Origin of the sequence: Paenibacillus sp. MER 99-2 (assembly GCF_023714095.1) — a bacterium.
In the GTDB taxonomy this organism is placed as follows: domain Bacteria; phylum Bacillota; class Bacilli; order Paenibacillales; family Paenibacillaceae; genus Paenibacillus.
This window is the reverse complement of record NZ_JAMAUZ010000003.1, coordinates 485,739-511,853: the sequence shown is the minus strand read 5'-3', so window position 1 is coordinate 511,853 and position 26,115 is coordinate 485,739. Positions and strand designations below refer to the sequence as shown.

23 protein-coding genes are annotated in these 26,115 nt (G+C 46.1%); 14 read left to right on the top strand and 9 right to left on the bottom strand.

Going from position 1 to position 26,115, the window contains the following annotated elements; genetic code table 11:
* Positions 1–69: 69 nt before the first annotated feature.
* Positions 70–1,194 carry a GGDEF domain-containing protein gene (locus M3636_RS17285; protein WP_128103898.1) on the top strand — a complete coding sequence of 375 codons (1,125 nt, stop codon included), beginning with the start codon at positions 70–72 and terminating at the stop codon, positions 1,192–1,194.
* Between the two features lie 259 nt (positions 1,195–1,453).
* Here M3636_RS17285 and M3636_RS17280 read toward each other — a convergent pair whose 3' ends face one another.
* Together M3636_RS17280 and M3636_RS17275 are read right to left on the bottom strand one after the other, a co-directional pair.
* A complete protein-coding gene (locus M3636_RS17280; protein ID WP_251383342.1) occupies positions 1,454–2,392 on the bottom strand; it encodes an aldo/keto reductase family protein in 939 nt (312 codons plus the stop codon).
* A 156-nt stretch (positions 2,393–2,548) separates the two neighbouring features.
* Positions 2,549–4,186, bottom strand: a complete 1,638-nt coding sequence (locus tag M3636_RS17275) for a hybrid sensor histidine kinase/response regulator (RefSeq protein ID WP_251383341.1) — start codon at positions 4,184–4,186, stop codon at positions 2,549–2,551.
* 480 nt (positions 4,187–4,666) lie between these two features.
* Here M3636_RS17275 and M3636_RS17270 point away from each other — a divergent pair, with 480 nt between their 5' ends.
* The 3 genes from M3636_RS17270 (at position 4,667) to M3636_RS29570 (ending at position 8,130) form a co-directional block, all read left to right on the top strand.
* Positions 4,667–6,628, top strand: a complete 1,962-nt coding sequence (locus tag M3636_RS17270) for an anaerobic ribonucleoside triphosphate reductase (protein ID WP_128103901.1) — start codon at positions 4,667–4,669, stop codon at positions 6,626–6,628.
* Positions 6,625–7,134, top strand: a complete 510-nt coding sequence (gene nrdG, locus M3636_RS17265) for an anaerobic ribonucleoside-triphosphate reductase activating protein (RefSeq protein ID WP_128103902.1) — start codon at positions 6,625–6,627, stop codon at positions 7,132–7,134. Before M3636_RS17270 ends, nrdG begins: the two co-directional genes overlap by 4 nt.
* Positions 7,135–7,290: 156 nt before the next feature.
* Positions 7,291–8,130 (top strand): methyl-accepting chemotaxis protein, encoded by an 840-nt coding sequence (locus M3636_RS29570; protein WP_285858989.1) that lies wholly within the window; start codon positions 7,291–7,293, stop codon positions 8,128–8,130.
* Positions 8,131–8,293: 163 nt separating this feature from the next.
* Here M3636_RS29570 and M3636_RS17255 read toward each other — a convergent pair whose 3' ends face one another.
* Positions 8,294–11,113 carry a glycoside hydrolase family 3 C-terminal domain-containing protein gene (locus M3636_RS17255; RefSeq protein ID WP_251383340.1) on the bottom strand — a complete coding sequence of 940 codons (2,820 nt, stop codon included), beginning with the start codon at positions 11,111–11,113 and terminating at the stop codon, positions 8,294–8,296.
* A 361-nt stretch (positions 11,114–11,474) separates the two neighbouring features.
* Between M3636_RS17255 and M3636_RS17250 the strand changes: the two genes are divergently transcribed.
* The 5 genes from M3636_RS17250 to M3636_RS17230 all read left to right on the top strand — a co-directional run bounded on the left by M3636_RS17250 (position 11,475) and on the right by M3636_RS17230 (position 16,011).
* Complete coding sequence (locus M3636_RS17250) at positions 11,475–13,019, top strand: FAD-dependent oxidoreductase (RefSeq protein ID WP_251383339.1); 1,545 nt, start codon at positions 11,475–11,477, stop codon at positions 13,017–13,019.
* 386 nt (positions 13,020–13,405) lie between these two features.
* Complete coding sequence (locus M3636_RS17245) at positions 13,406–13,735, top strand: PadR family transcriptional regulator (RefSeq protein WP_056701948.1); 330 nt, start codon at positions 13,406–13,408, stop codon at positions 13,733–13,735.
* The gene (locus M3636_RS17240) at positions 13,728–14,318 is read left to right on the top strand and encodes an HAAS signaling domain-containing protein (protein ID WP_251383338.1); all 591 of its coding nucleotides are present in this window, start codon (positions 13,728–13,730) and stop codon (positions 14,316–14,318) included. The genes M3636_RS17245 and M3636_RS17240 overlap by 8 nt, the downstream gene beginning before the upstream one ends.
* Complete coding sequence (locus M3636_RS17235; protein ID WP_251383337.1) at positions 14,315–15,214, top strand: DUF4097 family beta strand repeat-containing protein; 900 nt, start codon at positions 14,315–14,317, stop codon at positions 15,212–15,214. The genes M3636_RS17240 and M3636_RS17235 overlap by 4 nt, the downstream gene beginning before the upstream one ends.
* 77 nt (positions 15,215–15,291) lie before the next feature.
* Positions 15,292–16,011 (top strand): 3-ketoacyl-ACP reductase, encoded by a 720-nt coding sequence (locus M3636_RS17230; protein ID WP_128103907.1) that lies wholly within the window; start codon positions 15,292–15,294, stop codon positions 16,009–16,011.
* A 140-nt stretch (positions 16,012–16,151) separates the two neighbouring features.
* On the opposite strand, the gene M3636_RS17225 is transcribed toward M3636_RS17230, so the two are convergent.
* A complete protein-coding gene (locus M3636_RS17225; RefSeq protein WP_128103908.1) occupies positions 16,152–16,700 on the bottom strand; it encodes a helix-turn-helix domain-containing protein in 549 nt (182 codons plus the stop codon).
* Positions 16,701–16,731: 31 nt separating this feature from the next.
* A complete protein-coding gene (locus M3636_RS17220; RefSeq protein ID WP_251383336.1) occupies positions 16,732–17,097 on the bottom strand; it encodes a glyoxalase superfamily protein in 366 nt (121 codons plus the stop codon).
* A 227-nt stretch (positions 17,098–17,324) separates the two neighbouring features.
* Here M3636_RS17220 and M3636_RS17215 point away from each other — a divergent pair, with 227 nt between their 5' ends.
* From M3636_RS17215 to M3636_RS17195, 5 genes are all read left to right on the top strand, one after another.
* Complete coding sequence (locus tag M3636_RS17215; RefSeq protein ID WP_251383335.1) at positions 17,325–17,999, top strand: alpha/beta hydrolase; 675 nt, start codon at positions 17,325–17,327, stop codon at positions 17,997–17,999.
* Complete coding sequence (locus M3636_RS17210) at positions 17,999–18,769, top strand: DODA-type extradiol aromatic ring-opening family dioxygenase (RefSeq protein WP_251383334.1); 771 nt, start codon at positions 17,999–18,001, stop codon at positions 18,767–18,769. Before M3636_RS17215 ends, M3636_RS17210 begins: the two co-directional genes overlap by 1 nt.
* Before the next feature lie 243 nt (positions 18,770–19,012).
* Positions 19,013–19,609, top strand: coding sequence for an SMI1/KNR4 family protein (locus tag M3636_RS17205; RefSeq protein WP_251383333.1), 597 nt, complete (start codon positions 19,013–19,015; stop codon positions 19,607–19,609).
* A gap of 235 nt (positions 19,610–19,844) precedes the next feature.
* Positions 19,845–20,819 carry a cation diffusion facilitator family transporter gene (locus M3636_RS17200; RefSeq protein ID WP_285859026.1) on the top strand — a complete coding sequence of 325 codons (975 nt, stop codon included), beginning with the start codon at positions 19,845–19,847 and terminating at the stop codon, positions 20,817–20,819.
* A 180-nt stretch (positions 20,820–20,999) separates the two neighbouring features.
* On the top strand, positions 21,000–21,500 hold the full coding sequence (locus M3636_RS17195) for a hypothetical protein (RefSeq protein ID WP_128103913.1): 501 nt from the start codon (positions 21,000–21,002) through the stop codon (positions 21,498–21,500).
* Between the two features lie 534 nt (positions 21,501–22,034).
* On the opposite strand, the gene M3636_RS17190 is transcribed toward M3636_RS17195, so the two are convergent.
* The 4 genes from M3636_RS17190 to M3636_RS17175 are packed head-to-tail and all read right to left on the bottom strand — an operon-like array spanning position 22,035 to position 25,818.
* Positions 22,035–23,108, bottom strand: a complete 1,074-nt coding sequence (locus M3636_RS17190; protein WP_251383331.1) for an ABC transporter substrate-binding protein — start codon at positions 23,106–23,108, stop codon at positions 22,035–22,037.
* Positions 23,105–23,911: an ABC transporter permease gene (locus tag M3636_RS17185; protein ID WP_056701927.1), complete on the bottom strand. Its 807-nt coding sequence runs from the start codon at positions 23,909–23,911 to the stop codon at positions 23,105–23,107. The genes M3636_RS17190 and M3636_RS17185 overlap by 4 nt, the downstream gene beginning before the upstream one ends.
* The gene (locus M3636_RS17180) at positions 23,886–24,719 is read right to left on the bottom strand and encodes an ABC transporter permease (protein ID WP_128103914.1); all 834 of its coding nucleotides are present in this window, start codon (positions 24,717–24,719) and stop codon (positions 23,886–23,888) included. Before M3636_RS17180 ends, M3636_RS17185 begins: the two co-directional genes overlap by 26 nt.
* Positions 24,709–25,818: an ABC transporter ATP-binding protein gene (locus M3636_RS17175; RefSeq protein WP_251383330.1), complete on the bottom strand. Its 1,110-nt coding sequence runs from the start codon at positions 25,816–25,818 to the stop codon at positions 24,709–24,711. Before M3636_RS17175 ends, M3636_RS17180 begins: the two co-directional genes overlap by 11 nt.
* Positions 25,819–26,115 lie beyond the last annotated feature (297 nt).

Below are 26,115 nucleotides of genomic sequence, written 5' to 3'. Positions count from 1 at the left end.
ATAAAATGGTTCGCTACTCGCTACGTTTTCAGATAAAATATAACAATGTGTGTTAAGGGGGGATGCTCGTTGTTCAGCACGTTTTTTGTTAATCTTTGTATCATGATCACATTTATGTACGTGTCCGGGATTATGGCCAAATTCTATAGCATCCGTGTTCCCTTTCCATCCTTACGTGTGCAACTAATCGGGGGTATCCTGTTCGGTATATACGGTACAGTATTAATGAATTATTCCTTTAGCATAAATGAAAGTACGATTGTAGATCTAAGACATCTTGCGATCATAACGGCCGCCGTATATTTGGGTGGAATGGCTTCCTTCATCTCAGGGCTTGTGATCTCTATCCTGCGTGTAGTCATCTTCGGCCTATCCTCCTCTGCTATAGATGCAGCATTTGTCATGGTCCTTATTGGACTAGCTGGGGTATATTTCTCTTATGCTTCCTGGCCGAGATTAACCAAAATTTTAACGATGAATTTGTTTTCCATGGCATTAATTTTTATTATTCTAATGATGAACACCACAAGTATTAATGAATTTATGAAAATATATCCTGTGCAATTAACCATCTCATTCATCGGTGGAATCTTTATTTACTTTATTGCCGAATTTATTAATAAATCGAATGAATTGTTATTAACACTGGAACGAAGGGCTTCAACCGATCATCTAACGAGCTTGAATAACCGGCTTCAATTTGAAAAGTCACTCAAGTTCCAACTGAATTATGCTAGAGAACATCAAAAAAAACTGTCCCTGCTCGTCATTGACATCGATCGCTTCAAAAAAGTAAATGACACATTCGGCCATACCTCTGGTGATGCCGTTCTGAAGCAACTGGGACAGCTTCTCATTGAACATGCACGCCCTGTGGACATCGTCTCCCGTAACGGAGGCGAAGAATTTGCAATTTTGCTGGTCAATTGCGATCAACAGCAGGCTCTTGCGGTTGCCGAACGCATAAGGAAGGCTGTAGAGAGATATCTCTTTTCTCTCCCTGATGGAAACACAACACGTCTAACCGTTTCGATCGGCGTATCGGTATTTCCAGATAACTGCGACGATAAGGATGACGATGACTTCTTCGAACAGGCGGATCGCGGCTTGTACGAAGCCAAAAATACAGGGCGAAATCGGGTATGTGTTATGAAGAAGCGGATACTTCCACTGCCTGTGCAACACAAGTTGTAATGTAAGTTATACAAAATCAACTAAACCATATTACAACTACCACTCCGATGACAGAAAACCTTCAGCTCGCTCTTATCCCCAAATTCTTTCCAATCCCCTTCTCTAAAGGAAAATTCGGGGATACAGGCGAACGCTTCGCTTAACGCCGTTTCGTAAAATGATTAAAAGGGATGTCCTCTCATCCGTCGATTCAGACGATAATGAGAGGACATCCCTTTGTTCATTTCATATAGATCAGCAGCCGTTACGCTACCTCATATTAAGCCAAAATTTGCTCAATTTCTTCAACGATGGACGCATCCAGCTTCACACCGGAAGCTATGACGTTCTCCTTCACTTGTTCTGGACGACTCGCGCCCACAAGTGCACTAGACACATTTTTTTGACGTAGAATCCAGGCAAGTGCAAGTTGACCCACCTTTAGATCCAGCTTGTCAGCTACCTCGATCAGTTGGCGAACTTTACCGATTCGATCTGCATTGATCTTGCCTTCGTCCCAGCCGAGCTTGGCTGCACGGCTATTCTCAGGAATATCAGATACCGAGGTGTATTTCCCGGTCAATAAACCTTGGGCAAGCGGAGAATACACAACTTGTCCAATGCCTTTTTGTTCACCAAGTGGAATGATCTCCTTCTCGATGTATCGATCAAACATATTATATACCGGTTGGTTGACGACGATGTGATCCAATAATAGACGATCTGCTGTACCCAGCGCCGCCTCCATCTGAGCTGCTGTCCATTGGCTAACACCCACATACAGCACCTTGCCCTGACGCACCAGATCATCTAGCGCACGTAGTGTCTCTTCAATTGGCGTCTCTGTATGATAGCGGTGGCAATAATAGATGTCCACGTAATCGGCTCCAAGACGCTTCAAGCTCGCGTTACATTGCTCCATGATATGTTTGCGTGATAATCCCTGATCATTAGGGCCGTCGCCCATTTTACCAAACACTTTTGTTGCCAGAACATAGGAATCACGAGCATACGCTTTCAACGTCTGACCCAGCAGCTCCTCTGCCGCGCCACGCTCATACACGTTAGCTGTATCAAAAAAGTTAATACCTTCATCGAATGCGGTTTCAATCGATTTCACCGCATTTTCACGTTCCACATATCCTCCGTATGTCAGCCAGCTACCCAAGCTGATTTCGCTTACTTTCAGTCCGCTTCCACCTAATCTGCGATACTCCATTGATTGCACATCCTCCTTGTATAAGTCATTTATGATGACGTTCCCTTTCTATTGTAACGCAACTAACCAAGTTAAACGAATCATTTTGACCAGTCTCCAAAAAAGGAAAAAGCGCACCTTATGAACAGATGCGCTGTAAATCCTATATATCGATCTCTAGTGCAAGATAACGCTCAATGCGTTCAATAGATCAGCCTGCCTCACAGGCTTCGTTAGAACGGCATCAAACACCTCTGCCTCTTGGGGGTTAATATGCATACCATAGGGCACGAGCACGATAATCGGCAGTGCGTGAGCACGAGATTTGAGGTTATGCACAAAATCGACTGCACCGCCCTCTACCAATCCCATATCAATTACCGCTACATCCGGGCTGAAGCCGTCTTCCATCCAGCTGAATGCCTCGGCCGAGCCTGAGGTCATATGCACATCCATCTTCCATCTTCGCATCAAGGATGATACACCCTGCAAAATGTCAGGGTCTTTGGCAAGCAATACCTGCGTTCCCTTCAATCGCTGCTGAATGCTGGTAAGCTGAGGTAGCTCCCAATGTCTGAGCAGTGGCAATCTAATCTGGAATTCCGTCTCGTCTTCCCCCAAGCTGTTAATCTGAATGCTTCCGTTCATCAGTATCGCTAGATTCTGACTCACTGCTAATCCCAGATTCGTACCGACAATCCGCTGTGTGCTAATGCTCCCGTCTGAGGTATGAGGCACATTGCGCATCTTATCCGCAGGCAACATCTTGCCGCTATACTTCACATTCAACAAGAGCACAGCTTGGTTGCCTGTACTCTCTTCATCCATAGTGGCGGTGATCAGCACCGAACCTGTCCGTGTATAATCGATTGCGTATTGCAACACATGCGCCAGCAATTGTCCAATTTTGATCTCATCGCCCACAAATACTTGAGATACATTCATCTCCAGGTTCAAACCAATCTCAATGCCTTTGCTAATCGCCTGTCCAACATGAAGATACACCGTATTCTCAATTGTAGACACCAGATCAAATGGATCATCGTGTACAACCGTTTTGCCCGAATCATTGATGTTGAAGTTCATCATATTGTTCAGTAAGGATAATAATATATTGCCACTTGTCTCAATCATGTTCACATATTCCAGATGCTCTTCGGGCATATCTGGCGTTCGCATAAGATCCGTCAACCCCAATATCCCGTTCAATGGATTGCGAATTTCGTGGCTCATAAGCGCAATCATTTGCGTCTTCGTCATCGCTTCGGACTCGGCACGTTCCTTCTCTGCCTGCAACTGTGCCTTTAGCTGTTCCGTATCATTCAGTTTCTGTTCCTGCACCAGCAGGCTATCTTCGAGATCAACGACGTATCCGAGAAACACAGCCATCGCTTTCAGTGTTTTCATATCCGTTTCACTTAGCTGGTAGTCCGGATTGTCCATCAGGCAGATCGTGCCGAATGCTTCACCCGAGCGCCGTATAATCGGAACACCAATGAAGAATCGACTTCCTAGGTCACCGGTCACATTCATAGAACGAGTTAACGGATGCTCTGCCGTATCGACGATGGTTAGCTCACTGCTTTTATCTCGCAAAACCAAACTACAGTAAGATGTCTCAAATGGAAGCTTGCTCCCCCTCGTGACCAACTGCTCATGGCGGTTAAATGCCTCAAGGATCACATTCGTCACACCATCATTGCTGGCGACAAAGATGGTATTCACCTGCAAAATCCCACTTAATACGTCCACGATGTGGGTCGCAGCTTCCTGTATATTTTCATAAAAGCCCCTTGCAACACCTGTGGTTCCCATGACTCACCCCTCTTGTCTAAGCTGCGCTTCAAATTAGAATCAATCCATAAAGATATATGAGGGTAAAAAAAACTCCTGATCCAGTTGTCACAACCTGTACATATATGTTTTAACACCACGAACATTCAGAAGAATCACGCAGGCGATTCACAATCGCTTCTCATTCTGGCAAGCTCCTGTTTCGCTGCATCTCCATGCTAGGAATGACCGGTGATAATCTACCATTGCTCCTAGATTCTGTGTCCGTGAACGAGATGTTTTGGCGCGGTGTAGCATAAAAAGAAATTATACTCTTCGAATTCAACTTTGGAAACCTTTATCCACATTCTACAGGTATATCTCCTATTCAGCTACGATTACGATGTGATCATTATCACACCCAAAAATCCATATATAGTTTATAACTGGATAATGAAAAACTACATGTAGTATTTAATCAGACTTAACCAATATATACTCTCATTATAGGAGGAACCTTAAATGAATATGCTTGAATGTGCCTCTCCGCCAGCAAACGACCTACTATCTGACCTTGGCAGACGAATTATTGGAGCTGAGGATGCGGATACGTTAAGGGAGAATGCCAACCTGAATGGAGATTCATTTAGTGGGAAAATGAGCCGGCTCGGTTCGGAAACAGCGAAGTGGCATGCCGTTCGCCATGTCCTGCCTGAAGGGCTTGCACAAGCTGTAGAGCATGGAGACCTCTATGTTCATGACCTTGATCAGTATGGACTTGGCACAACCAACTGTATCTTCATTCCATTTGACCGACTGCTCGCATCTGGATTCAATACGGGAAACGGCTCCGTTCGTACCCCTCAGACAATCATGTCAGCAATGGCGTTGGTAGCGATCATTTTTCAGTCTCAACAAAATAGTCAATACGGCGGTGTATCTGCCAATAAAATAGATTGGGACCTTGCACCTTATGTGCGACGCTCATTCCGGAAGCATTATCGTAAAGGGCAACGACTCTTTGCAGAGCATGCTTACATTCAGGATGAACAACTCTATCTGGATAGTACGGAAGCCCAGGAGCAATGCCCACATGCCTATGATTTTGCCATGGATGAGACAATCCTGGAGACAGAACAAGCTGCTGAATCATTGATCCATAATCTCAATACCATGAGCAGTCGTGCTGGAGGACAAATTCCGTTCACATCACTTAATTACGGACTCTGTACATCAGCTGAAGGACGACTCGTGTCTCGCTCGTTGCTAGAAGCTACTATTCGTGGTTTAGGAAACGGGGAGACGCCCGTATTCCCACAGCATATTTTCCAGTGTAAACAAGGCATTAATCAAGCTTCTGGGGAGCCCAATTACGACCTATTCCAGCTTGCCGTCACCTGTTCTTCGCGCCGCATGTACCCTAACTTCGTTAATGTGGATGCTTCGTTCAATCTGCCGTTCTATCAACCAGATGATCCGGACACCATCATTGCTACGATGGGATGCCGCACACGTACACTAGCAGATCGGTTCGGACGTAATCGTCAGAGCGGAAAAGGTAATCTTTCCTTCAATACGATTAACCTGGTTAAACTGGGGATTCGGTTCGGCATCTGTCAGGGAAAACGCGCTGTAGCCGATCGGACAGGCTTCTATGCTGCCCTTCAATCGGTTATGGAACAAGCAGCTTCGGGTCTGCTGCATCGATATCAGATTCAGAAAGCACAGCCAGCCAAAGCCTCAGACTTTATGATGCGTGAGGGTGTGTGGGAAGGCGGCAAACAGTTAGATCCAGATGAACCGGTGGCTGATCTCTTGAAACATGGTACGTTATCGATTGGTTTCATCGGTCTTGCAGAGTGTATGACTGCTCTATATGGTCGACATCATGGTCAAGATCCGCATATTCATCAAGAAGCAGTACATGTCATTCGTACGATGCGTGAATTCTGCGACCGAATGAGTGAACTACATAACTTGAACATTACGCTGTTCGCTACACCTGCGGAAGGTTTATCTGGTAAATTCACAACGATTGATCGTAAGCGATATGGTTCGATTGCAGGTGTTAACGACCGTGAGTATTATACGAATTCGTTCCATGTGCCTGTATATTACAACCTGCCTGCATACCGTAAAATTGAACTAGAGGCACCCTTCCATACGTTATGTAATGCTGGAGCAATCTCGTATGTTGAGCTTGATGGAAATGTGCGAGCCAACACGAAGGCTTTCCAGCGAATTGTGCAGTATGCATTAGCACAGGATATTGGTTACTTCTCCATTAACCACCCTATCGATCGCTGCCCATCTTGCGGCTATGAAGGTGTCATTGGGGAGAGCTGCCCAAACTGTGGCATTCACGAGAACAACGTGCATTTCCAGCGTTTACGCCGAGTTACCGGTTATCTTACCGGGGATTACAAAGTACGATTCAATGGTGCCAAACAGGCTGAAGTTCGAGATCGGGTGAAACATAAGTGAACCTGCACGGTTACATCCCTGAATCCGTCAATGAAGGCCCTGGCTTGCGTGCAGTGTTGTTCATCAGTGGTTGTCGCCATGCCTGTCCCGGCTGTTTCAGCCCAGACTCATGGAGCTTTCGTGCAGGTGAGCCGTTTACGAAGGAGAAGCAGCAGCAAATTATGCATGAGGTTACAACTCATCCTCTGCTGGATGGCGTAACCTTATGTGGTGGCGATCCCTTTTTCTCAGCAGCCGATCTGATTCCTTGGGTTCAACAATTCCGAGCACTACGCCCTGATCTATCGGTCTGGGCATACACTGGATTTACGTATGAGGAACTGGTGCTGGAGCCGTCTCGGGCAGCACTAGCCGAATTATGTGACGTCATTATCGATGGGCGTTATGTCGCCGCTGAACGAGATGTTTCTTTAGTGTATCGTGGCAGCCGTAACCAACGCATCATTGATGTGAGAGCAACACAAATGAACCAAGAGATCGTTACCTTGCAGATGGATGCATCGTAACGATCTTTTCTTCTTTCATAAGCATACTTCATAAGTTTTTACGCAATATCCGTTCTGACCTACTATTCACTCTCTTAAGTGACGATATATAATATAGGCATGTATTAAATGTATTGCTTGTATTTCATTTCAAGTTATTTAGGAGGATCATTACATATGGATATTGTTCAAGCACTAATTGCGGTGATGCCCTATTTTCGAGTGGCTATGCGTCAAGATGTAACCCTTTCCATTATTGATCATGAGAAATTTTTGTATTTTTCTGCGGGAGAATCACTGAAGCAGCTGAAATACCAAGCTGGAGATCCTCTGCTGGAATCCAATGTGAATTTTCGAGATCTGAAGGGCGGTACAGAGAAAAGATGGGATCACTATCCCAAAGAGTTATTCGGAATCCCTTTTGACGTTGCTTTTATTCCAATTAAAGATACTCAAGGGAACATCCTGGCTCTGTTAAACATTCTGTATAGCATGGATGACCAAGATCAGCTTCAACAACTCATGGATGCCGCGGACAATCTTACCAACCAATTAATGGACAGCGTGCAACATGTAGCTGCACACTCGGAAGAACTCAGCGCCACGACCGAGGAAATTCTGAACAATTCCAAAGAAGCCGTGCAAAAATCAGGCAATGTCAATCAGGTTGCCAGTTTCATTCGCGAAATATCCGAGCAAACGAACCTACTTGGCTTAAATGCAGCTATTGAAGCTGCGCGTGTAGGTGAGGCAGGTGCAGGGTTTGGAGTCGTTGCCAAGGAAATTCGCAAGCTGTCCGTAGATACCAAGGATGCAACTACTCGCATTGAGGAATCTCTTCTAGCTGTTCGGCAATCCATACAGGGGATGGAAAATGAGATTGGTGAAATTAGTGCGAGTTCGCAAGAACAGGCAGAGCTCGTTAACAATTTTATGACAACGATTGATGAGTTAAATTCCACCAATCAACAGCTCAAACAATTTATTGATAAGATTATTAAAACAGATACACAATAACAATTGATTATGGTGATTAAAGCTCACTGCCCATAGGCAATTTCAGAATGCTCCAACCACTACGCACAGCAGGTATACACGTCTTACAAAAAAGAACCTTCGAGCCCACTTGTCTAGTGGGCTCGAAGGTTCTTTGCATTAGAATATAAGGTCTTGAGCTGAATTATTGAATCTGAAAATGACTGAGTCGTACCCCAGCCGATAACAGGATATATACATCCTGTACGCCTGTTGCACCTGTAAGCTCGGCTTTCACCGAAGACCATTGCTGAGCTCCACCTTGTGCCAGCTCAATACGTCCTGCCAGTGTACCGTCAGGGGCACCCAATCGAACCTCCACTACAGCACCCTCCTGTTCGGAGGATATACGAGCTTCCAGTTCAGTCGTTTCATTGCCGAGATCTGCATCCTTATACAGAACCCATCCCTGCTCTCCAAGCACGCGGATAGCAGCTCCACCTTCTTTGCTCTCATCCAGATCTACACTGAGGTACGCATCATAATTCTCAGCCCGTGTGGAGACACTCAAGTTTCGGGCTGGGATTGTCTCTCCCTCAACCGTCAGATCGGCAACCAGCTGAATATCAGAGGAGGATTTCCCCACCATGATCGCATAGGTTCCAGACTCCACCACATAGCGATCCTGAGTCACATCCCAGAAGGCCAACTCTTGAACCGGGAGCTTGAAGCTCACGTTAACGGTTGCTCCCGCTTCAATATGAAGTCGACGGAATCCTTTTAACGTTTTGAGCGGACGTTTCACACGAGATTTGCCTGCACGTACATACAATTGTACAACCTCATCGCTCGCAATTGTGCCCGTATTCGTGACATCCACTGTTACGGTAATATCATCTTCTGTTCCTGCCTGTGCAGGAGTCAGCTCTAAATTGCTGTATTTGAACGCTGCATACGTCAAGCCATGACCGAACGGATACAATACATTTCCTTCAAAATATTGATACGTACGGCCCGATTGAATAATATCGTAGTCTTTAATATCTGTAAGTTGATCTGCCGATTGTACCCATGTCATGTTCAGACGACCCGCTGGAGCGTAATCAGCATACAATACATCCGCAAGCGCATTCCCCAGTTCCTGTCCTGCATGAGACGTGTACAATACGGCTGGGATGTTCTCTTGAACCCAATTGGAGGTAAACGGATAGCTACCCACAATGACAACAATCGTATTCGGATTAGCAGCATACACAGCTTCTACTAAGCGTTGTTGGGATTCTGCCAGATCCAGGCTTGGACGGTCAATCTCTTCCTTGCCGTTTACCAGCGGGTTGTTACCTACAAACACAATGGCCGTTTCCGCTTCCTTCGCTGCCGCAACTGCTTCTTCCACACCATCCACGACAACGTCCTTCTGGAATGTCTCGGTTGCACCAAAGGACTTCAGCTCTTCCGAAACGGCGAATGCATCGTTCCCATTGTTCGGTGCAGTTACCGTCTTGCCATTCCATGTCGTTAAGCCTACGCTGCCGTCAGCCTGTGGCAACAGATGGAATACTTCCTTCACGAACCAACCATATACTTCATTCGCAGATGCCGTTACCTTTTCTTCATCCGTCGTCACATATTTACCATTGCGTTCGGATTGCAGCGTATAGCTGCCAAAGCCCCAGTCCGTAACCTTAAAGGTATCTGCTTCTCCGGAAGCAATCAGTGGTGAATTCTCCCCTTCTGCCAGACCAACCGCTTTGCCATTCGCTACTGAAGTCAGCGTAATGCAATCATTTCCATCCTGGAAGAGCACCTTGTCACTGCCCACTTTGCTCTGAATTGCCTCTAATGGTGAGACACTATATGGCATGGTGCCTGCATACCAATCCCGATATACGGTGCCGCCCAGTGTACCGATGACCGCCACTTTACCCGCTTTGGTTTTGTCGAGTGGCAACGTGCCGTTCTCATTTTTGAGCAATACAACCTGCTCTCTTGCTGCTCTCAGTGACAATGCTTTGGCTTTGTCTGTCATCATCGCTTCTTCCCCAATGCAGGCATACGGATTGCCTTCCTCTGGATCGAACTCACCTAGACGGAAGCGGACACGGAAGGTGTTGAACAATGCACGGTCAATATCTTCCCATGCAAGAATGCCCTGCTCCAACCCTTCACGAAGAGCCTGCTTGGACAGATCAGCATCGTCGGTAATGCTATCGATCCCTGCTTTGACCGACTCTACAGTACCTGGTGTGTGAGAATCATAGTACTTATGATCATTCTTAATGCCCATCACATCACCTGCATCGCTGACAACAAAACCATCCATTCCCCATTCACCCTTAACTACCTCATTCACATAAGGATGCAATAGCGCTGGCGTACCGTTGATGGAGTTATATGCAGTCATCATCGACTGCGCGCCACCTTCTTTGAATGGCTTCTCAAACGCTTTCAGGTAATATTCACGCATATTACGTGGATCAATGCTGGACGAGCCACTGCCACGATCTACTTCATTGTTGTTCGCAAGGAAGTGCTTCAGCGTCGCAACTGCCTTGTAATACTTCGGATGGTCACCTTGAATCCCCTTAACCAGTGCTGTGGACAGCTCTCCTGTCAGTTCAGGGTCTTCACCGTAAGCTTCCTCATTCCGTCCCCAACGTGGATCACGCTCCATATCAACTGTCGGCGCCCATAGCGTAAGACCGTTCACTGCTGGATTGCGTTTATAAAATACCCGAGCCTCGTCCCCGATCACAGAGCCGATCTCTTTCATCAGATCTGTATCCCATGTACATGCAAGCCCCACCGGTTGTGGGAAAGATGTTGCTTCTCCGAGCCATGCCAGACCATGGGCAGCTTCCGTACCGTGTTTATATGCAGCAACACCGAGTCGTTCTACCGCCGGCTGATACTGTAGCATGGATTCAATTTTCTCGTCTTCAGTCAGACGGGATACAAGGTCTTTCACGCGGGAGTCTAGTTCTAATGATGTATCTTGAAAAGGATATTTCGTTTGGTTAGTCATTGTATGGAATCTCCTTTGAATTCAAAATGATAGCGAATACATAATAAGTGAAAGCATACCTATTCAATTGTACCTAATGGATATGTATATGAACAATGAAGTCCTTATACATCATACGTTTCGTTACTCTTTCTCCACCATAAAATAAATCACCTAAAACGATTTCGATAATACTCTTATCATATAGCATGTTTATCAAAAAAAATAGAGGATACCACAGGAAAATATGAATATTCCTCGGAATGTCCGTCATGTATTGTTTTTTTCTCGCTTAGTGTGGCAATCATGATAGAAGGTTGATTTACTGCGCCTTTACATCTAGAACCAATTGGATTCAAGAGTAGATACAGGAGGAATAGATATGAGTGATCAGCAACACCCCCCGGTGGGACTGCCTCCCATTCCGGAATCACTATGGAGAGCTACGCACGCATTCGATTCATATCCCAAACTAGAAGAAAGTACAACAGCGGATGTAGCCATTATCGGTGCTGGAATTGCAGGCATCACAACAGCGTATTTGCTATCCCAAAAAGGGCTGCGCGTTGTGGTTCTTGAAGCAGGGAAGGTGCTGGATGGAACAACTGGACACACCACAGCGAAGGTATCTGCACAGCATGGTGTCATTTTCAACGAGTTAATGCAGCACTTCGGACACGAACAGGCACGTATGTACTATGAAGGTAATGCGGAGGCTGCACGCTGGATGCGTGAGCTGGTGAAGTCACACCAGATTGATTGTCAGTGGGCTGACGAGGATGCTTACGTGTATATTCAATCCGAAGAGAACTTGAAGAAGCTTGAGATTGAGCTGACTGCCTATGGGAAGCTGGATATCCCTGGTCAATGGGTGGATCCACTCCCTATCGATGTTCCATCAAGAGCAGGCATCAAGATGCCTGGACAAGCTCGTTTTGATCCGCTAGCTTATCTGCATTTTCTACTAGACTCCGCTGTGAAAAATGGGGTTCGCATCTTCGAGCATACAACGGTAACGGATGTGGAAGAAGACGCTGCCCTGCATGTGAGAACCTATGGGAATGGCCCTTCGGTTACAGCGGAGCATGTCGTTGTTGCCTCTCATTTCCCGGTGTATGATCCTGGTTTTTATTTTACGAGACTTCATGCCGAGCGATCTTATGCTCTAGCCGTCGAGCCGCAGAAACCCTTTGCTGGCGGTATGTACATCTCTGATGATGAACCATCCCGTTCATTGCGTACCGTCCTGCATGAAGGAAAAGAATTAATTCTCTTTGGCGGAGAGAACCACAAAACCGGTCAAGGCATCTGTACGTTTGGTCATTATGAGAGGTTAGAGCGCTACGCCGCAGATACTTATGGCATTCGCAACATTCCGTTCCGCTGGTCTGCACAGGATCTCATCTCACTCGATAAGGTTCCTTACATCGGTCCAATCACCGGAAGACATGAACGTGTCTACGTAGCTACCGGTTTTGCCAAATGGGGGATGACCACAGGTACGATGGCCGGGCATCTGCTTGCCGATCGAATTACGGGTGTAGAGAATTCACATGCTGAGATATTCCATCCAGCAAGATTCAAGAGTGATCCAGGTATCAAGAATTTTATTGTGGAAAATGTTAATGTTGCCAAAGAATTAATCTCTGGCAAAGTAGGCATCGTGCACAAACATGTGAATGAGCTCGGCAACGATGAAGGCTCAGTTGTCCGTCATGATGGCAAACGTGCTGGAGCATACAAAGATACATCCGGAAAGCTCTTCCTGGTTGATACCACCTGCACCCACCTGGGGTGTGAAGTGGAATGGAATGAAGGCGAACGATCATGGGATTGCCCATGCCACGGTTCACGATTTAATTACGCAGGACAAGTCATTGAGGGACCTGCGGTCAAGGATCTCAAAGTGCTCGAAGCAACGGAATAAAACTGTATTAGGTTGGCTCTCAAAACTGGCTAAAGTATATCTATTACCGCCTTTTCACACCCTGCTGAGCCACTTTCCTTGATGTACTAGCAAAAATCAGTATCCAGACCTGGATGGAGTTCCGTCTTCAGACGGAGGCACTTTATCCGGGTTTTGCGTATACTGAGGTAATAGAATGTTTATACATAAATTTACATTTAGTATAATAGATTGGATTAGGTGATTTAGGTTCTACTATTTACATGAGAGCGGAAAGCATCAATCTGTGTTACAGAACTATTTTAAAATCACTACCTTGCATTATACAGTACTGAATGCTATTCTATATTCACAACTACTAAACAATACACACTAGTGATTGAATACGGAATGAAGGAGGAACCTGTGTGAATGTAAATATCCAGTTCAAAAAAGGAGTGTTGGAGCTATGCGTCCTGGTCCTAATCAACCGTCAGGATCGTTATGGCTACGAACTGGCTCAGGCGGTCTCCAAACACATTGAAGTGGCCGAAGGCGCACTATACCCGCTTCTACGCAGGCTTGTGAATGATGGCTACTGTACGACCTATTTGCAGGAATCAACGGAGGGACCTCCACGTAAGTACTATAAGTTGTCTGATGAAGGTCGTGTTTACATGGATACCCTCACCAAGGAATGGAATGAATTTGTGCGTAATGTCGCACATCTTATTGAGGATGGTAACTCGAATGAATAAACAACAATTTATGCAACTTATGGAGCTGCAGCTTAGCGCGATGGATCCGCAAGAACGAGCAGAGTTACTTGCTGACTACGAACAGCATTTTGAGCTTGGCCTTGTGGATGGACGAACGGAGGAGGACATTGCCCGCGAGCTTGGGCAACCAGAGGCAATCGCACGTGAGGCACTTGGTGACCGGTATGTCCTGGATACGATGATTACGGATCATGCCTATGGCGTTATGCCAACGAACACTTCTCCACCACAGAGCAGTACAACGGCGCGTAATGTGTTCGCTGGGATTGGACTCTTTTTCCTGAATCTCATGTTAGGTCTGCCGCTTGGTCTGCTCTTATGGTCCGTCTGGCTCACGGTTGCCGGATTCTCTCTTCTCGCCTTGACGCCTATAGCTGCTGTGATTGATGTCTTATTTTTTGGAGAATATGTGCCTTCGAAGTTGTTCTTCTCCATTGCAGCATGTGGTATCGGCATTCTGTTTGCTATGTTAGCCAAATACCTTTTCAAAGCCTTCAGCTCCGTCACGGTTCAATACGTAAGATGGAACAAAAAAACGATACAAGGGGAGTATAATGGATGACTACTAAAAAATGGTTCGTCACAGCCTTGTTATGTATTCTGATTGGTCTGGTTGGCGTATCGGTATACGGCGTTGAATTCGGCAATCAACGTGAAGACTATTCCAAACGATGGGACTTCAAGAATGATGAATTGCAGCGACTGCTGATCGACGCTAATCTCAATGCCAACATTCAATTCATAGTGAGTCCTGAATCTCAGGGCTACATTGAAGCAGATGGCAAATGGGATAAGGAAAGCATCGAAAGTCTGGAGAATGCTACATTATCCGGTGGTACGTTCAATCTCGTCAAACCCGATCGTGTCCGCATTGAATTTTTCAATTTCAATTGGAGCAACTCGAAGCCAACTATCACCGTTGCCATTCCTGAAGGGCATACATTAGATGAAGTGAAGCTTACCTCTGCCTCCACAGACTACAACCTTGCAGGGCTGCATGCCAACACACTGGATATTACGAATACATCTGGCGAAGTTCGATTGAAGGATATAACGGTTCCCCACATTGGGCTTAGTCTTACCTCTGGAGATATCTCTGGCTCAGGCATCGAAGGCGATATGAATGTGAAAATGACCTCAGGCAGCTTCAAGATGGACGCTGTCACTGGAAATGTCACCAGTGATCTGACATCTGGCGATTTTCAGATTAAAGAACTCGCAGGTGCAGCTAATGTAACGTTCACCTCAGGAACGGTAAGAATCGAGCAGACCACTGTAGCTCCGATTGATGTGTCAGGGCAATCTGGCGATATTACCATTAAAGCCGCACCTGAATTCGCAGGTTTCTATGATGTTAAGGTTACGTCGGGAGACATTAACATTCCCGAATCTCCGATGACCAGCACAGATGTAATCAAAGCAAGAGCAACTTCAGGCAGTATTAAGATCACGCAATAATGATGAAGGAAATATCCGAACCGTGGGTAATATAGTATAATCAAATGCTAGATCATTTTGAGGGAGGAATTACCCACATGGAACTTAAGAATAGAACAGCGATCATCACTGGCGCAGGTAAAGGGATTGGTCGTGCCATCGCAGAGGCACTTGCCAAAGAAGGTGTGCATCTTGGACTCATCGCTCGCACAGCTTCAGATTTGGAAGCCCTCCAAAAATCGCTTAGTCAAGAGTATGGTGTCAAAGTAACGAGTGCTATTGCTGATATCTCCGATCGTACACAGGCTGAGGCTGCTGTTGCTGCCATCGAGATGGAGCTTGGTGCTATCGATATTCTCATTAATAACGCAGGCATTGCTACCTTTGGTACGTTATTAGATATGGACCCAGAGGAATGGGAGCGCATCTTACATGTCAACGTCATGGGTACATATTATGTAACACGCGCTGTACTGCCAAGTATGATTAAGGAGAGCAGCGGAAGCATTATCAATATCGCTTCTACGGCAGGTGAGCGCGGATTCGCTACAGGTTCAGCGTACTGTGCATCCAAGTTCGCCCTGCTGGGTATGACCGAGTCCCTCATGCAGGAAGTGCGCAAATCCAACATCCGCGTAACGGCGTTAACGCCAAGCACGGTAAATACAGAGCTTGCTACGAACGCAGGCCTGAAGGTTGGCGACGAAGATCGCATGATGCAAGCAGAAGATGTAGCTGAACTTGCTTTGGCCACGCTGAAGCTTTCGGATCGTGTGTTTGTTAAAGCTGCGGGCATCTGGACAACGAATCCGCAATAAGAAAACGACATAAGGTAAATCGCCTTATGTAAATGAAGCCGTCAGAGCTATTCTGGCGGCTTTTTTGTCTTGCTCTCGCTTGGTATTGTCTGCTCTCTCTGTCATCGTTCTGCACTATATCGGGCTACACGGCAAAGAGACTAGGTATTCCACAATTGATCCAAATCCAGTTCCTTCGATACGGCGATTAACACAACGGCTGGTTCATCTCCGATGTTGGTGACCTCATGTGGCACAATGGCATTCCAAGTGAAAGAATCACCTTCTTCAAGCAGCTCAACGTCCTCGCCCTGCTCTGCACGAATTTTGCCCTGTAGAATAAGATGGCTCTCTTCTCCCACATGTTTGCTAATACCTGTCGACGCTCCCGGCGGAAGTTCCACAATGGACAACCGCATGGCACCCTTGGCGGTGAGATGCTGCACCTTAATCTGCCCGCTACCCGCAGTGGTCTCCTGGCGTTCATGCTTGCGTACCACGTTCATCCGTTGTTCTGGTGTCAGCAACAGATAAGGAAGTGGCACGTTGAGATAATCAGCTATACTTTCGAGCGTCGCGATTGATGGTGATGTTTTATTATTTTCCACATTGCTAATGAATCCTTTGGACAATCCTGTACCTTCACACAATTGCATAATCGTAATCTGTTTCTGTTTGCGGATCGTACGAATGGCTGAGCCAATATCCATATCTCTCCCCTCCTTTCGCTGTGAAAATGATCTATTCCGTACTGGTCTGAGCAAAAATAATTCGGTTACCAAATGGATCCGTTACAGTCATCTCCCTTGAATGCCAAGGCGTCTCTTCAATGCCGGGTCTGGCATATGTATAGTTAGACAGTTGAAGTTGCTGATGCAACGCTTGCACATCGTCTGTCTCTACTCGCAACGCCGCTCCGGGCGTACAATCCCCATGATGCTCCGATAGATGGATGATGATTGCATCACGCGAAATCTGCATATATAAGGGCATATCTGGCTCAAATCGATGCTCCCAATCCAATTGAAAACCGAGATAGTCGAGATAGAATTCTTTTGCCTTGTTTTCATCAAACATTCTTAGAATAGGCACAATACCCTTTAACATGCTTATCACGTCCTTGATCATAAGTTGTAAAACGATTGAAATGACCCAAACCTATCTCCACCAATATTCCCTATACACAACATAGTTCTATAATACAAAAAAGGTATTGACCTCACAATAAATGCATGATAAATTTTGTTCATAAATAAGAATAATTATTTCATATTGGTGAACTTTTTATCTTAAAAATAGATTCTACTCATTTCTTACCAAGGTGGTGTTTTTCAATGCAATCAGCATATATCCATGAAGTCCGTCTTCCTGCTCATTACAATGCAGATCAACAATATCCGGTCATCTTCGCTCTGCACGGCATGGGCTCGGATGAACAAGACATGCTCCGTTTGATGGAGCCTTTGCAGTCTGATTTTATTATCATTGCGGTGCGTGGGCCAATCGTTCAAGGCGGCGGTTATGCTTTTTTTCAGATCAAGAGCATTGGCAATCCAATCCGTGAATTATATGATGCGTCCGTTGAAGGACTACAGCAATTAATAGTTGAACTGTCCTCCAAGTATGCTATTGACCCTTCGAGACGTTATGTTGCCGGGTTCAGCCAAGGCGCTATTATGGCGATGACTCTTGCACTCGTGATGGGAGATGCTATCAAAGGCATTGTCGCGATGAGTGGTTATCTACCGCAATTTGTGAAAAACGAGTACACGCTACAACCGAATCCAGCATTATCTGCGTTTATCTCCCATGGCGATCAGGATCATCTATTCCCACTGCAGCTGGGTGAAGATAATGCGAATTTCTTCCGTCAATATACCGATCACGTAACCTACGTACCTTATCACGGCGGTCATCATGTGACTCCCGAGCTATACCAGCAATTTCAACACTTCCTTCGGACAGATGCGAACCTGGTAAGCGAAGAATCGAAAGGACTGAATTCATAATGATGCCATCTCTATTTATTGCACACGGTGCCCCATCCCTTGCCTTAGAGGAAAATGCATACACTGAATTTTTGCAGCAACTCGGACAAACGCTGCCTAAACCTAAAGCGATCGTGTTGTTCTCCGCTCACTGGGAAGCAACGACACAACAAGTCTCTTCTGTCACGGAGTATGAGACGATTTATGATTTTGGCGGATTCCAGCCTGAATTGTATCAGATCAAATACCCCGCTCAAGGACATGCTGAGACCACCGCAGAGGTAGAACGTCTATTCACGGAAGCTGGCATCCCGGTTCAGACGGATGATGTACGCGGCTTGGATCATGGGGCATGGGTTGTGCTTCGTCTTCTCTTCCCTGATGCTGATATTCCTGTTGTCGCTTTGTCCGTGAACCGATACCTGACAGGGGAACAGCAGTATCAGGTAGGACAAGCCCTCGCTTCCTTGCGCGAACAAGATGTTCTTGTTATTGGCAGCGGCGGAACTGTGCATAATCTCCGTCGTCTAAACTGGGGCAGCAACGAAATAGACCCTTGGGCGCTTGAATTCGACAATTGGTTACAGGACAAATTGGAGAGCTGGGATACCGAGTCTCTGTTTGCCTACGATACACTTGCTCCTTCTGCGCAAGCAGCTGTGCCTACACCAGAACACTTCGTACCATTGCTACTTGCAATGGGCGCTGGGGATCGCAACAAGCAGGCGAGCTTAATGTTCAAAGCCTATCAGCTGGGCAATCTAAGCCTGTCCTGTTGGAAGTTTGATTAATTCATTAGATCGAACATGATACGAATAAAATACAGCGTGAGTACAGGTATCTTCCCTGTTGCTCACGCTTTTTTGGGGTTGTTAAGGGTGATAAAACCTGAGACCAACGTAGCATGTAGACAAGGACTCGCGATTCTTGTGAGACGTTCTGGATTATACCTATAATATGAGGTGAAATCAGACTAGGCTTACTTTGTACATCATTCACCGCTTGGTTCTCAATAGTTCACTGGAGGGATGGGCATGTCGGAACAACGTATATATGCATTGATGGACGAGCTTGATGGTATGTTAGATGAGAAAGTACAGGATGAGGAAAATCAGGAGCTACTCAGCGATTACCGTGAGTTGGACGGTGTCACAGACGAACAGCTGGATGCATTCGAGCAGGAATATGGTGTGCAGTTGCCCGCGGATTTCCGTGCATTTTACAAACGTAAAAATGGGAGCGGTTATGGCTTTCACATTCTATATCCTACCGATGCCGAAGGCAGCCAAGACACCGCATTTTATCTATTATCGTTAGAGAAGATTCACAGAGAGCAAGCCACAGTTGTAGAGAATACGTTGGAAGACTTCTACACTGCTGAGGAGATGAGCAAACTGGATGCCCGAATCAAGCCTTATCTGTTTCAAAAGAAATGGGTTACCTTCGGAATGCTGGGAGGCGGTTCACTATATCTAATGTTCGATTTCGATCCAACCGCAGAAGGGACATATGGACAGATCATTATGTACAAGCATGACCCCGACTTTATCTATTATGTGGCTGGCACATTCACAGAGCTTTTGGAGCAATCCAACGAGAATTTACGCGCCTTGGAGGCGATTGAATACTGAAGGAATACTAAAGTTATACGCCAGTTCAAAACACGCCCCTCCTGCCTTCAAATGCTGATGCTTACCAGTTGATGATATGACCTTTTTTGCATAATGCTGGGATATGTAAAGACGGTTATAATAACATTTAGTGGGAATGCACATGCTATCCAGATCGGGACTGTCTTTCTACACCTATCACATATTTCTGGGAGGAACTTTCGAAGTGGCTGAACAACCGAAGTCTGAGAGCTTCATGTCTCTCGTCAAAAAAGGAAACACATCCTCTGCCGTAGCCATGGCGGGTAATGCAGTACTTGCTCTGTGCAAAGGAGGAGCCTTCCTATTCAGTGGTAGTGGTGCCATGTTCGCCTCGGCGATGCACTCTTTGGCTGATGCGATTAACCAGGGGTTTGTATTTGTCGGAAGTGTATTGTCCGAGAAAAAACCAACTCCACGATTCCCTACAGGATTCGGGCGTGTCATTAACATTTTCTGTATGATCGCCGTTATCGTGGTCACCATCATGGCCTATGAAACGATTCACGAGGGTATTCATTTGTTGCAGCATCCGGTTGGTCATACGGGTGGCTTGTGGATTAACATCGGTGTACTCGTATTAAACATCTTGATTGACGGAGCCATTCTAATCAAAGCGATGAAGGAAATCCTGAAAGAAGCCCGTGCACCCAAAGCATCAGGATTCGGACTGGTACCTGCAGCCATCAAAAATGTAGGCCGTGCTGCACCGCCAACCCGTCTCGTCTTCTACGAAGATGTAGTGGCAGTACTCGGCGCAACACTTGCCCTGATCTCGGTTGTGGTCATTGCACTAACCAACTTCACGCTGCTCGACGGTATCGTAACTACACTCATTGGTTGTCTCATGATCGCAGTAGCCTTCCGAGTCGGTTATGACAATATGATCGGACTCATCGGTGTAGCTGCTCCACAGGATATTGAGGATAAAGTATCCCAGACCATTCTTGCAGATACCCATGTGGCTGATATCCAAATGATGCGTATCATTCAGGAAGGTCGCTATTATCATGTTGAAGGTCTGATTGAGTTAACTAAAGGTCTGTCCCTCGCCGATGCGGATGATATCAAATTCCGTATTCAGGAGAAGCTGATGACCAACCCGGACATTGCCGATGCAGCGATCTCCATTATTGAGGATGACGGCGTCAATAGCTGGGGCAAGAAACATGCTGACATTTCAACAAAATAGACTTGCCTACCTGTAGAATCTATTGGTAGAAGATCATATGGATGAGAACGCAGAACCTAGACTTAAGTCTAGGTTCTTTTTAACGCCAAGGACTGAGGTTATTCTTTTCCAATTCATGGTATGCTGTGTATATTGAAATGACAACGTTCGTAAAAACGAAGAGAAAGGGAGAACACTACGATGGCAAAACGTGCAATCTTTGCGCCTGTCCTCATCCTGCTAGGTGTGTACTTAATTCTGAACCAGGGAGGTTCAGTCGGTCCAGGGATGATCTTCGCCACATTCTGGCCTACATTATTCGTCATTCCACTGGGATTATTCTTTCACTGGCTCTACTTCTCCATGATCGGCCGAGGAGTTGGCTTGCTGGTTCCCGGCGGTATTTTGCTGACTGCGGGTATTGTGAGTCAAATCGCGATGCTGTTTGATAACTGGGGGACGATGTGGCCTGGCTTTATTCTTGCGGTAGCTGTGGGTCTGTTCGAATTGTATTGGTTCGGTGGCCGTAACAAATGGTTGTTGATTCCGATCAACATCCTAACCGTGCTCTTCTTGCTGTTCTTCGCGGTAATGTCGATTGGCTCGATGTTAAACAGCATGTCCTTCTTCCAGCCTTTTGTAGCGATTGTGCTGATTATGGGCGGGGCATGGCTCATCGTGGGTCGCAAAAAGCGCATGTAGACCATTGGACATTTACACTTAGTCACTCCGAGTGCAGAATAATCTTCTGATCGCTGTTATCACCAGATTTTTTTGATTCCCTTATATAAAGGGTAAAATCCGGGGATAAAGGCGAGCGCTTCGCTTCTCCAGCTTATTTCTGCCCTCTACGTTAACGTGTAAAATAAACTTAGACCTACATTCGCTATTAGCTCTAGAAGTAGGGTAAGGAAAAAAGAAATATCCCCTGAACTTATTATGGTTCAGGGGATATTTTGATTAGTGATGTGTGTAAAAAGGGGTGCATCTCGTCAACATGCGTATGACGAGATGCACCCCTTTTTATTTTTTTCTAACGAACCGTAGGCACGCTATTGACTGCATTTCACACCTTTTTGAGTTTTAATGAATCTCAGCGGCGTTATTTATGCTAATTAGAGTTATTGTTGACGCTCTACCCTTGTATTTCGCGGAATAGCGTCGCTGAAGTTCCTTAGAATTCGTTATGCCTGTAAATCAGCCCAATAAGGTGTGCTGGATTCGTTAGCGAACTAGCTATTTGCTATGCATTTTAAACTCCAGGAACAAGTCATTATAATGCGAGAGCATTTTTTTACCTAGATTATCGTACACCTCAAGCTTACCTGTCAGCGTCTCATCGGGATAAAAGCGTTCATCCTCGGTGATGTCCTCAGGCAATAGCGCTAATGCAGCGGCATTCGGGGTGGAATACCCCACGTACTCGGCATTACGAGCAGCATGATCGGGATCTAGCATGAAATTGATAAACTGATGCGCTCCCTCAACATTTCGTGCAGTGGTAGGAATGACCATGTTATCGAACCAGAGATTCGAACCTTCCTCTGGCACCATATAATCCAGTTTGTCGTTCTCATCCATAATCTCAGACGCGTCTCCAGACCAGACAAGCCCGACTGCTGCTTCCTCGTTGGCGAGCAACATTTTGATCTCATCTCCGACGATGGCTCTAACGTTAGGCGTTAACGTAGACAGCTTCGCGAGTGCCTCTTGCAGGTGATCCTCATTGGTATCGTTCAGGGAATAACCCAGGCTGTTCAGCCCCATTCCCATGACTTCACGAGCACCGTCGAGTAAGAGAATTTGATTCTTCAGGCGAGGATCCCACAGATCGTTCCAGCTATCAAATGTCAGCCCATCGACCAGTTCCGGGTTAAATACAACACCTACCGTTCCCCAGAAATAAGGAATCGAGAACTTGTTGTCCTCGTCGAACGAAAGGTTCATGAACCGTGCGTCAATGTTCTTCAAATTAGGCAGTTTGCTATGATCTAGAGCCACGAGCAGGTTCTCTTCTTTCATTTTGCTAATCGCATACTCGGAAGGAATCGCCACATCGAACGTGGTGCCCCCCTGCTCAATCTTGGTCAGCATCGCTTCATTAGAATCAAACGTCTGGTAGATAACCTTCATGCCTGTCTCTTCCTCAAACTCCGTCAGCAGATCTGGATCGATGTAATCGCCCCAGTTATAGATGGTCAGCGTATTTCCACCAGAATAGCCTTGGCTCTTGTTAAGATAAGACGTTAGGATCATCAAGGCAAAGGCCGCCACAAAGACAAGTGCAAATGTCCGTACCAGTTGCTTCATGGACGTAGCCCCCTTCCAGCAGGTGTCCGTGCCGCACGGCGATTAATGAAGTAATACCCCACAACGAGCAGTACCGTCAGCAGGAACAACAGTGTAGACAAGGCGTTGATGGACAAGGATACACCTTGTCGTGCCCGTGAATAGATCTCTACGGAGAGCGTAGAGTAGCCGTTTCCTGTGACGAAGAAGGTTACGGCAAAATCATCTAGTGAATAGGTTAGTGCCATGAAAAATCCAGCAAATATGCCTGGCTTCACATACGGCAGTACCACACGCGTTAGAATCTGCCACGATCCTGCCCCGAGGTCACGCGCCGCATCCATCAAGGTTGGGCTCATCTCCTGTAGCTTCGGAAGCACCATAATGACGACGATCGGTACACTGAATGCGATATGAGACAGCAGAACCGATGTAAAGCCTAGCTTAATACCAATCATCGTAAACAGAATTAGGAATGACGCACCGATAATGACATCGGGACTTACAATTAGCACGTTATTCAGTGATAACAAGGTACTCTTTGTTCGTTTGCGGCGTACATGGTAGATGGCGAGCGCACCCGCCACACCCAGCATCGTGGATATAGCCGAGGATAACAGCGCAATAACAAAGGTATTCAAAACGATAATCAGCAGGCGTGTATCCGCAAATACTTCCCTATACCACTCCAATGTAAATCCTTCAAAGCTTCGCATATGGCCGCCACTATTAAAGGAATAGAAGATCAGGTACGCGATCGGTGCGTATAGGATGGCAAACACAACAGCCAGATAGACATTAGACAGTTTTCCGTTTCTTCCCATGACGCACCTCCTTATTCCCTGATCCAGTTAAAAACATAATGAGAGCCATCGCGATAATCAAAAAGACCGCAATGGTCGAACCCATTCCCCAGTCTTGGGTAACGAGAAAATGTTGCTCAATCGCTGTCCCCAGCGTAATCACCCGGTTCCCCGCAATCAGGCGGGTAATCATGAACAGGGACAATGCCGGGATAAATACAGCCTGGCAGCCCGATTTCACACCGCTAAGTGTCAACGGGAAGATGACTCTGCGGAAGGTCAGCCAAGAAGAAGCACCCAGATCCCGCGCTGCATAGATCAGCGATGGATTCATCTCTTCCAGTGCATTGAAGATCGGCAAAATCATGAATGGAATGAAAATGTACACCGACACAAAGATAAAACTGAAATCGGTAAACAAGATCTGCTGTGACCCAATGCCGATAACCTCCAGCAAGGAATTGGTTAGACCATACGTGCCGAACAAACCGATGAAGGCGTAGGCTTTTAACAGCAGGTTAATCCAGCTTGGCAAAATAATGAGCAGCAGCCAGAGCTGCTTATGCTTCGTCCGAGTCAGCAGATACGCCGTCGGATATGAGATCAACAGTGAGAATACGGTAATGAGCAGTGCGTACCAGAATGAACTGAGCGTCATCTGCATATAGACCGGGGTGAAGAAGCGGGCATAATTGCCCAGCGTAAAGTTCCCCTCGACATCGAAGAAAGAGTAATAGACAACGAGCAGAACCGGGGCGACAACGAACAACACCATCCATAGCACATATGGAATTAGATACGCATTGCGTGCACTCGCCTTAGTCTGCATGAACAGCCTCTTGATACGCTTCTAGTCGTTTATCGAACTCTTCTTCCGTCTCGTTGAAACGCATAACGTGGATCGCTTCCGGGTCAAAATATAGACCGATTCGTGCACCTACGTCAGCTTTCTTCGTGGAATGCACTAACCATTCATTTCCAGAATCATCGTAAGTAGAGATCTCGTAGTGAACCCCGCGGAATAGCTGGGAGTCTACGTTGACCTTCATTTTCCCTTGCTCCTCGGTCGTGATCTCCAGATCCTCCGGACGAATCACAATCTCAACAGGCTCGTCACGTTGTAAGCCCTGATCCACACATTCATACTCTGCACCAGCAAACTCCACCACAAAATCCTGCTTCATCTTACCGGATACAATGTTAGACTCCCCGATGAAATCTGCGACAAAACGGTTGATCGGCTCATCATAGATGTCATTTGGTGTTCCGCTCTGCTGGATCACACCACCGTTCAGGACAAAGATCTCATCTGACATCGCGAGTGCTTCCTCCTGATCATGCGTGACAAAAATAAACGTGATCCCCAGCCGTTGCTGCAATTCACGCAGCTCATACTGCATTTCTGTACGAAGCTTCAGATCGAGTGCTGATAACGGCTCGTCCAGCAACAAGATTTCAGGTTCGTTGACGATTGCACGAGCAATGGCAACACGTTGTCTCTGACCACCAGACATCTCACCTATTTCACGGTTTTCATAACCGGATAGGTTGACGAATTTGAGTGCTTCCAATACTTTGCTGCGAATTTCAGCCGTTTTCATTTTTTTGATGCGCAAACCAAAAGCGACGTTCTCAAACACATTCAGATGTGGGAATAATGCGTAATCTTGAAATACCGTGTTCACTTGCCGCTGATGGGCAGGCACACTGTTAATTAAGGCACCGTTAAAATAAATACTGCCCTGTGTTGGCGTTGCAAAGCCAGCAATCAGTCGCAATATGGTTGTTTTACCACAGCCTGACGGCCCTAGTAACGTATAAAATTTACCTCGCTCGATCTCAAAGCTAACTTGCTTCAATACAGCTTCATCCTGATCGTATTGCTGAGTTACCCGGTCAAACCGGATAATCGGTTGTTGATCTGACATGCCATTTCGCCCCCTTAAACTTGAGGTTTATCCTAAAGAACCTTATCCATTATACACAACTTTGATTCAGCCATGTTTCGAATAAGGTTAATGTAACTTATTTTTTTTCGTTTTAAAAGTCATTCCGTTAAATACTATATAAATTGAACTAAAGAATATTTACACTTGCCACTCCAATGACAGAACAACCTTACGATCGCTGTTATCCCCAGATTTTTTTGATTCCCTCTATAAGGGGAAAATCCGGGGATAGCTTATGCTTCCGATGTAGCTTTCTTGCAGAAAGCTTTCAGGCGA

Coding starts and splice junctions, on each gene's coding strand:
- M3636_RS17280 (WP_251383342.1), bottom strand. CDS start 2,392: ATGGAGTATCGCAGATTAGGTGGAAGCGGACTGAAAGTAAGCGAAATC.
- M3636_RS17275 (WP_251383341.1), bottom strand. CDS start 4,186: ATGGGAACCACAGGTGTTGCAAGGGGCTTTTATGAAAATATACAGGAA.
- M3636_RS17270 (WP_128103901.1), top strand. CDS start 4,667: ATGAATATGCTTGAATGTGCCTCTCCGCCAGCAAACGACCTACTATCT.
- M3636_RS29570 (WP_285858989.1), top strand. CDS start 7,291: ATGGATATTGTTCAAGCACTAATTGCGGTGATGCCCTATTTTCGAGTG.
- M3636_RS17255 (WP_251383340.1), bottom strand. CDS start 11,113: ATGACTAACCAAACGAAATATCCTTTTCAAGATACATCATTAGAACTA.
- M3636_RS17250 (WP_251383339.1), top strand. CDS start 11,475: ATGAGTGATCAGCAACACCCCCCGGTGGGACTGCCTCCCATTCCGGAA.
- M3636_RS17240 (WP_251383338.1), top strand. CDS start 13,728: ATGAATAAACAACAATTTATGCAACTTATGGAGCTGCAGCTTAGCGCG.
- M3636_RS17235 (WP_251383337.1), top strand. CDS start 14,315: ATGACTACTAAAAAATGGTTCGTCACAGCCTTGTTATGTATTCTGATT.
- M3636_RS17230 (WP_128103907.1), top strand. CDS start 15,292: ATGGAACTTAAGAATAGAACAGCGATCATCACTGGCGCAGGTAAAGGG.
- M3636_RS17225 (WP_128103908.1), bottom strand. CDS start 16,700: ATGGATATTGGCTCAGCCATTCGTACGATCCGCAAACAGAAACAGATT.
- M3636_RS17220 (WP_251383336.1), bottom strand. CDS start 17,097: ATGTTAAAGGGTATTGTGCCTATTCTAAGAATGTTTGATGAAAACAAG.
- M3636_RS17215 (WP_251383335.1), top strand. CDS start 17,325: ATGCAATCAGCATATATCCATGAAGTCCGTCTTCCTGCTCATTACAAT.
- M3636_RS17210 (WP_251383334.1), top strand. CDS start 17,999: ATGATGCCATCTCTATTTATTGCACACGGTGCCCCATCCCTTGCCTTA.
- M3636_RS17205 (WP_251383333.1), top strand. CDS start 19,013: ATGTCGGAACAACGTATATATGCATTGATGGACGAGCTTGATGGTATG.
- M3636_RS17200 (WP_285859026.1), top strand. CDS start 19,845: ATGTCTCTCGTCAAAAAAGGAAACACATCCTCTGCCGTAGCCATGGCG.
- M3636_RS17195 (WP_128103913.1), top strand. CDS start 21,000: ATGGCAAAACGTGCAATCTTTGCGCCTGTCCTCATCCTGCTAGGTGTG.
- M3636_RS17190 (WP_251383331.1), bottom strand. CDS start 23,108: ATGAAGCAACTGGTACGGACATTTGCACTTGTCTTTGTGGCGGCCTTT.
- M3636_RS17185 (WP_056701927.1), bottom strand. CDS start 23,911: ATGGGAAGAAACGGAAAACTGTCTAATGTCTATCTGGCTGTTGTGTTT.
- M3636_RS17180 (WP_128103914.1), bottom strand. CDS start 24,719: ATGCAGACTAAGGCGAGTGCACGCAATGCGTATCTAATTCCATATGTG.
- M3636_RS17175 (WP_251383330.1), bottom strand. CDS start 25,818: ATGTCAGATCAACAACCGATTATCCGGTTTGACCGGGTAACTCAGCAA.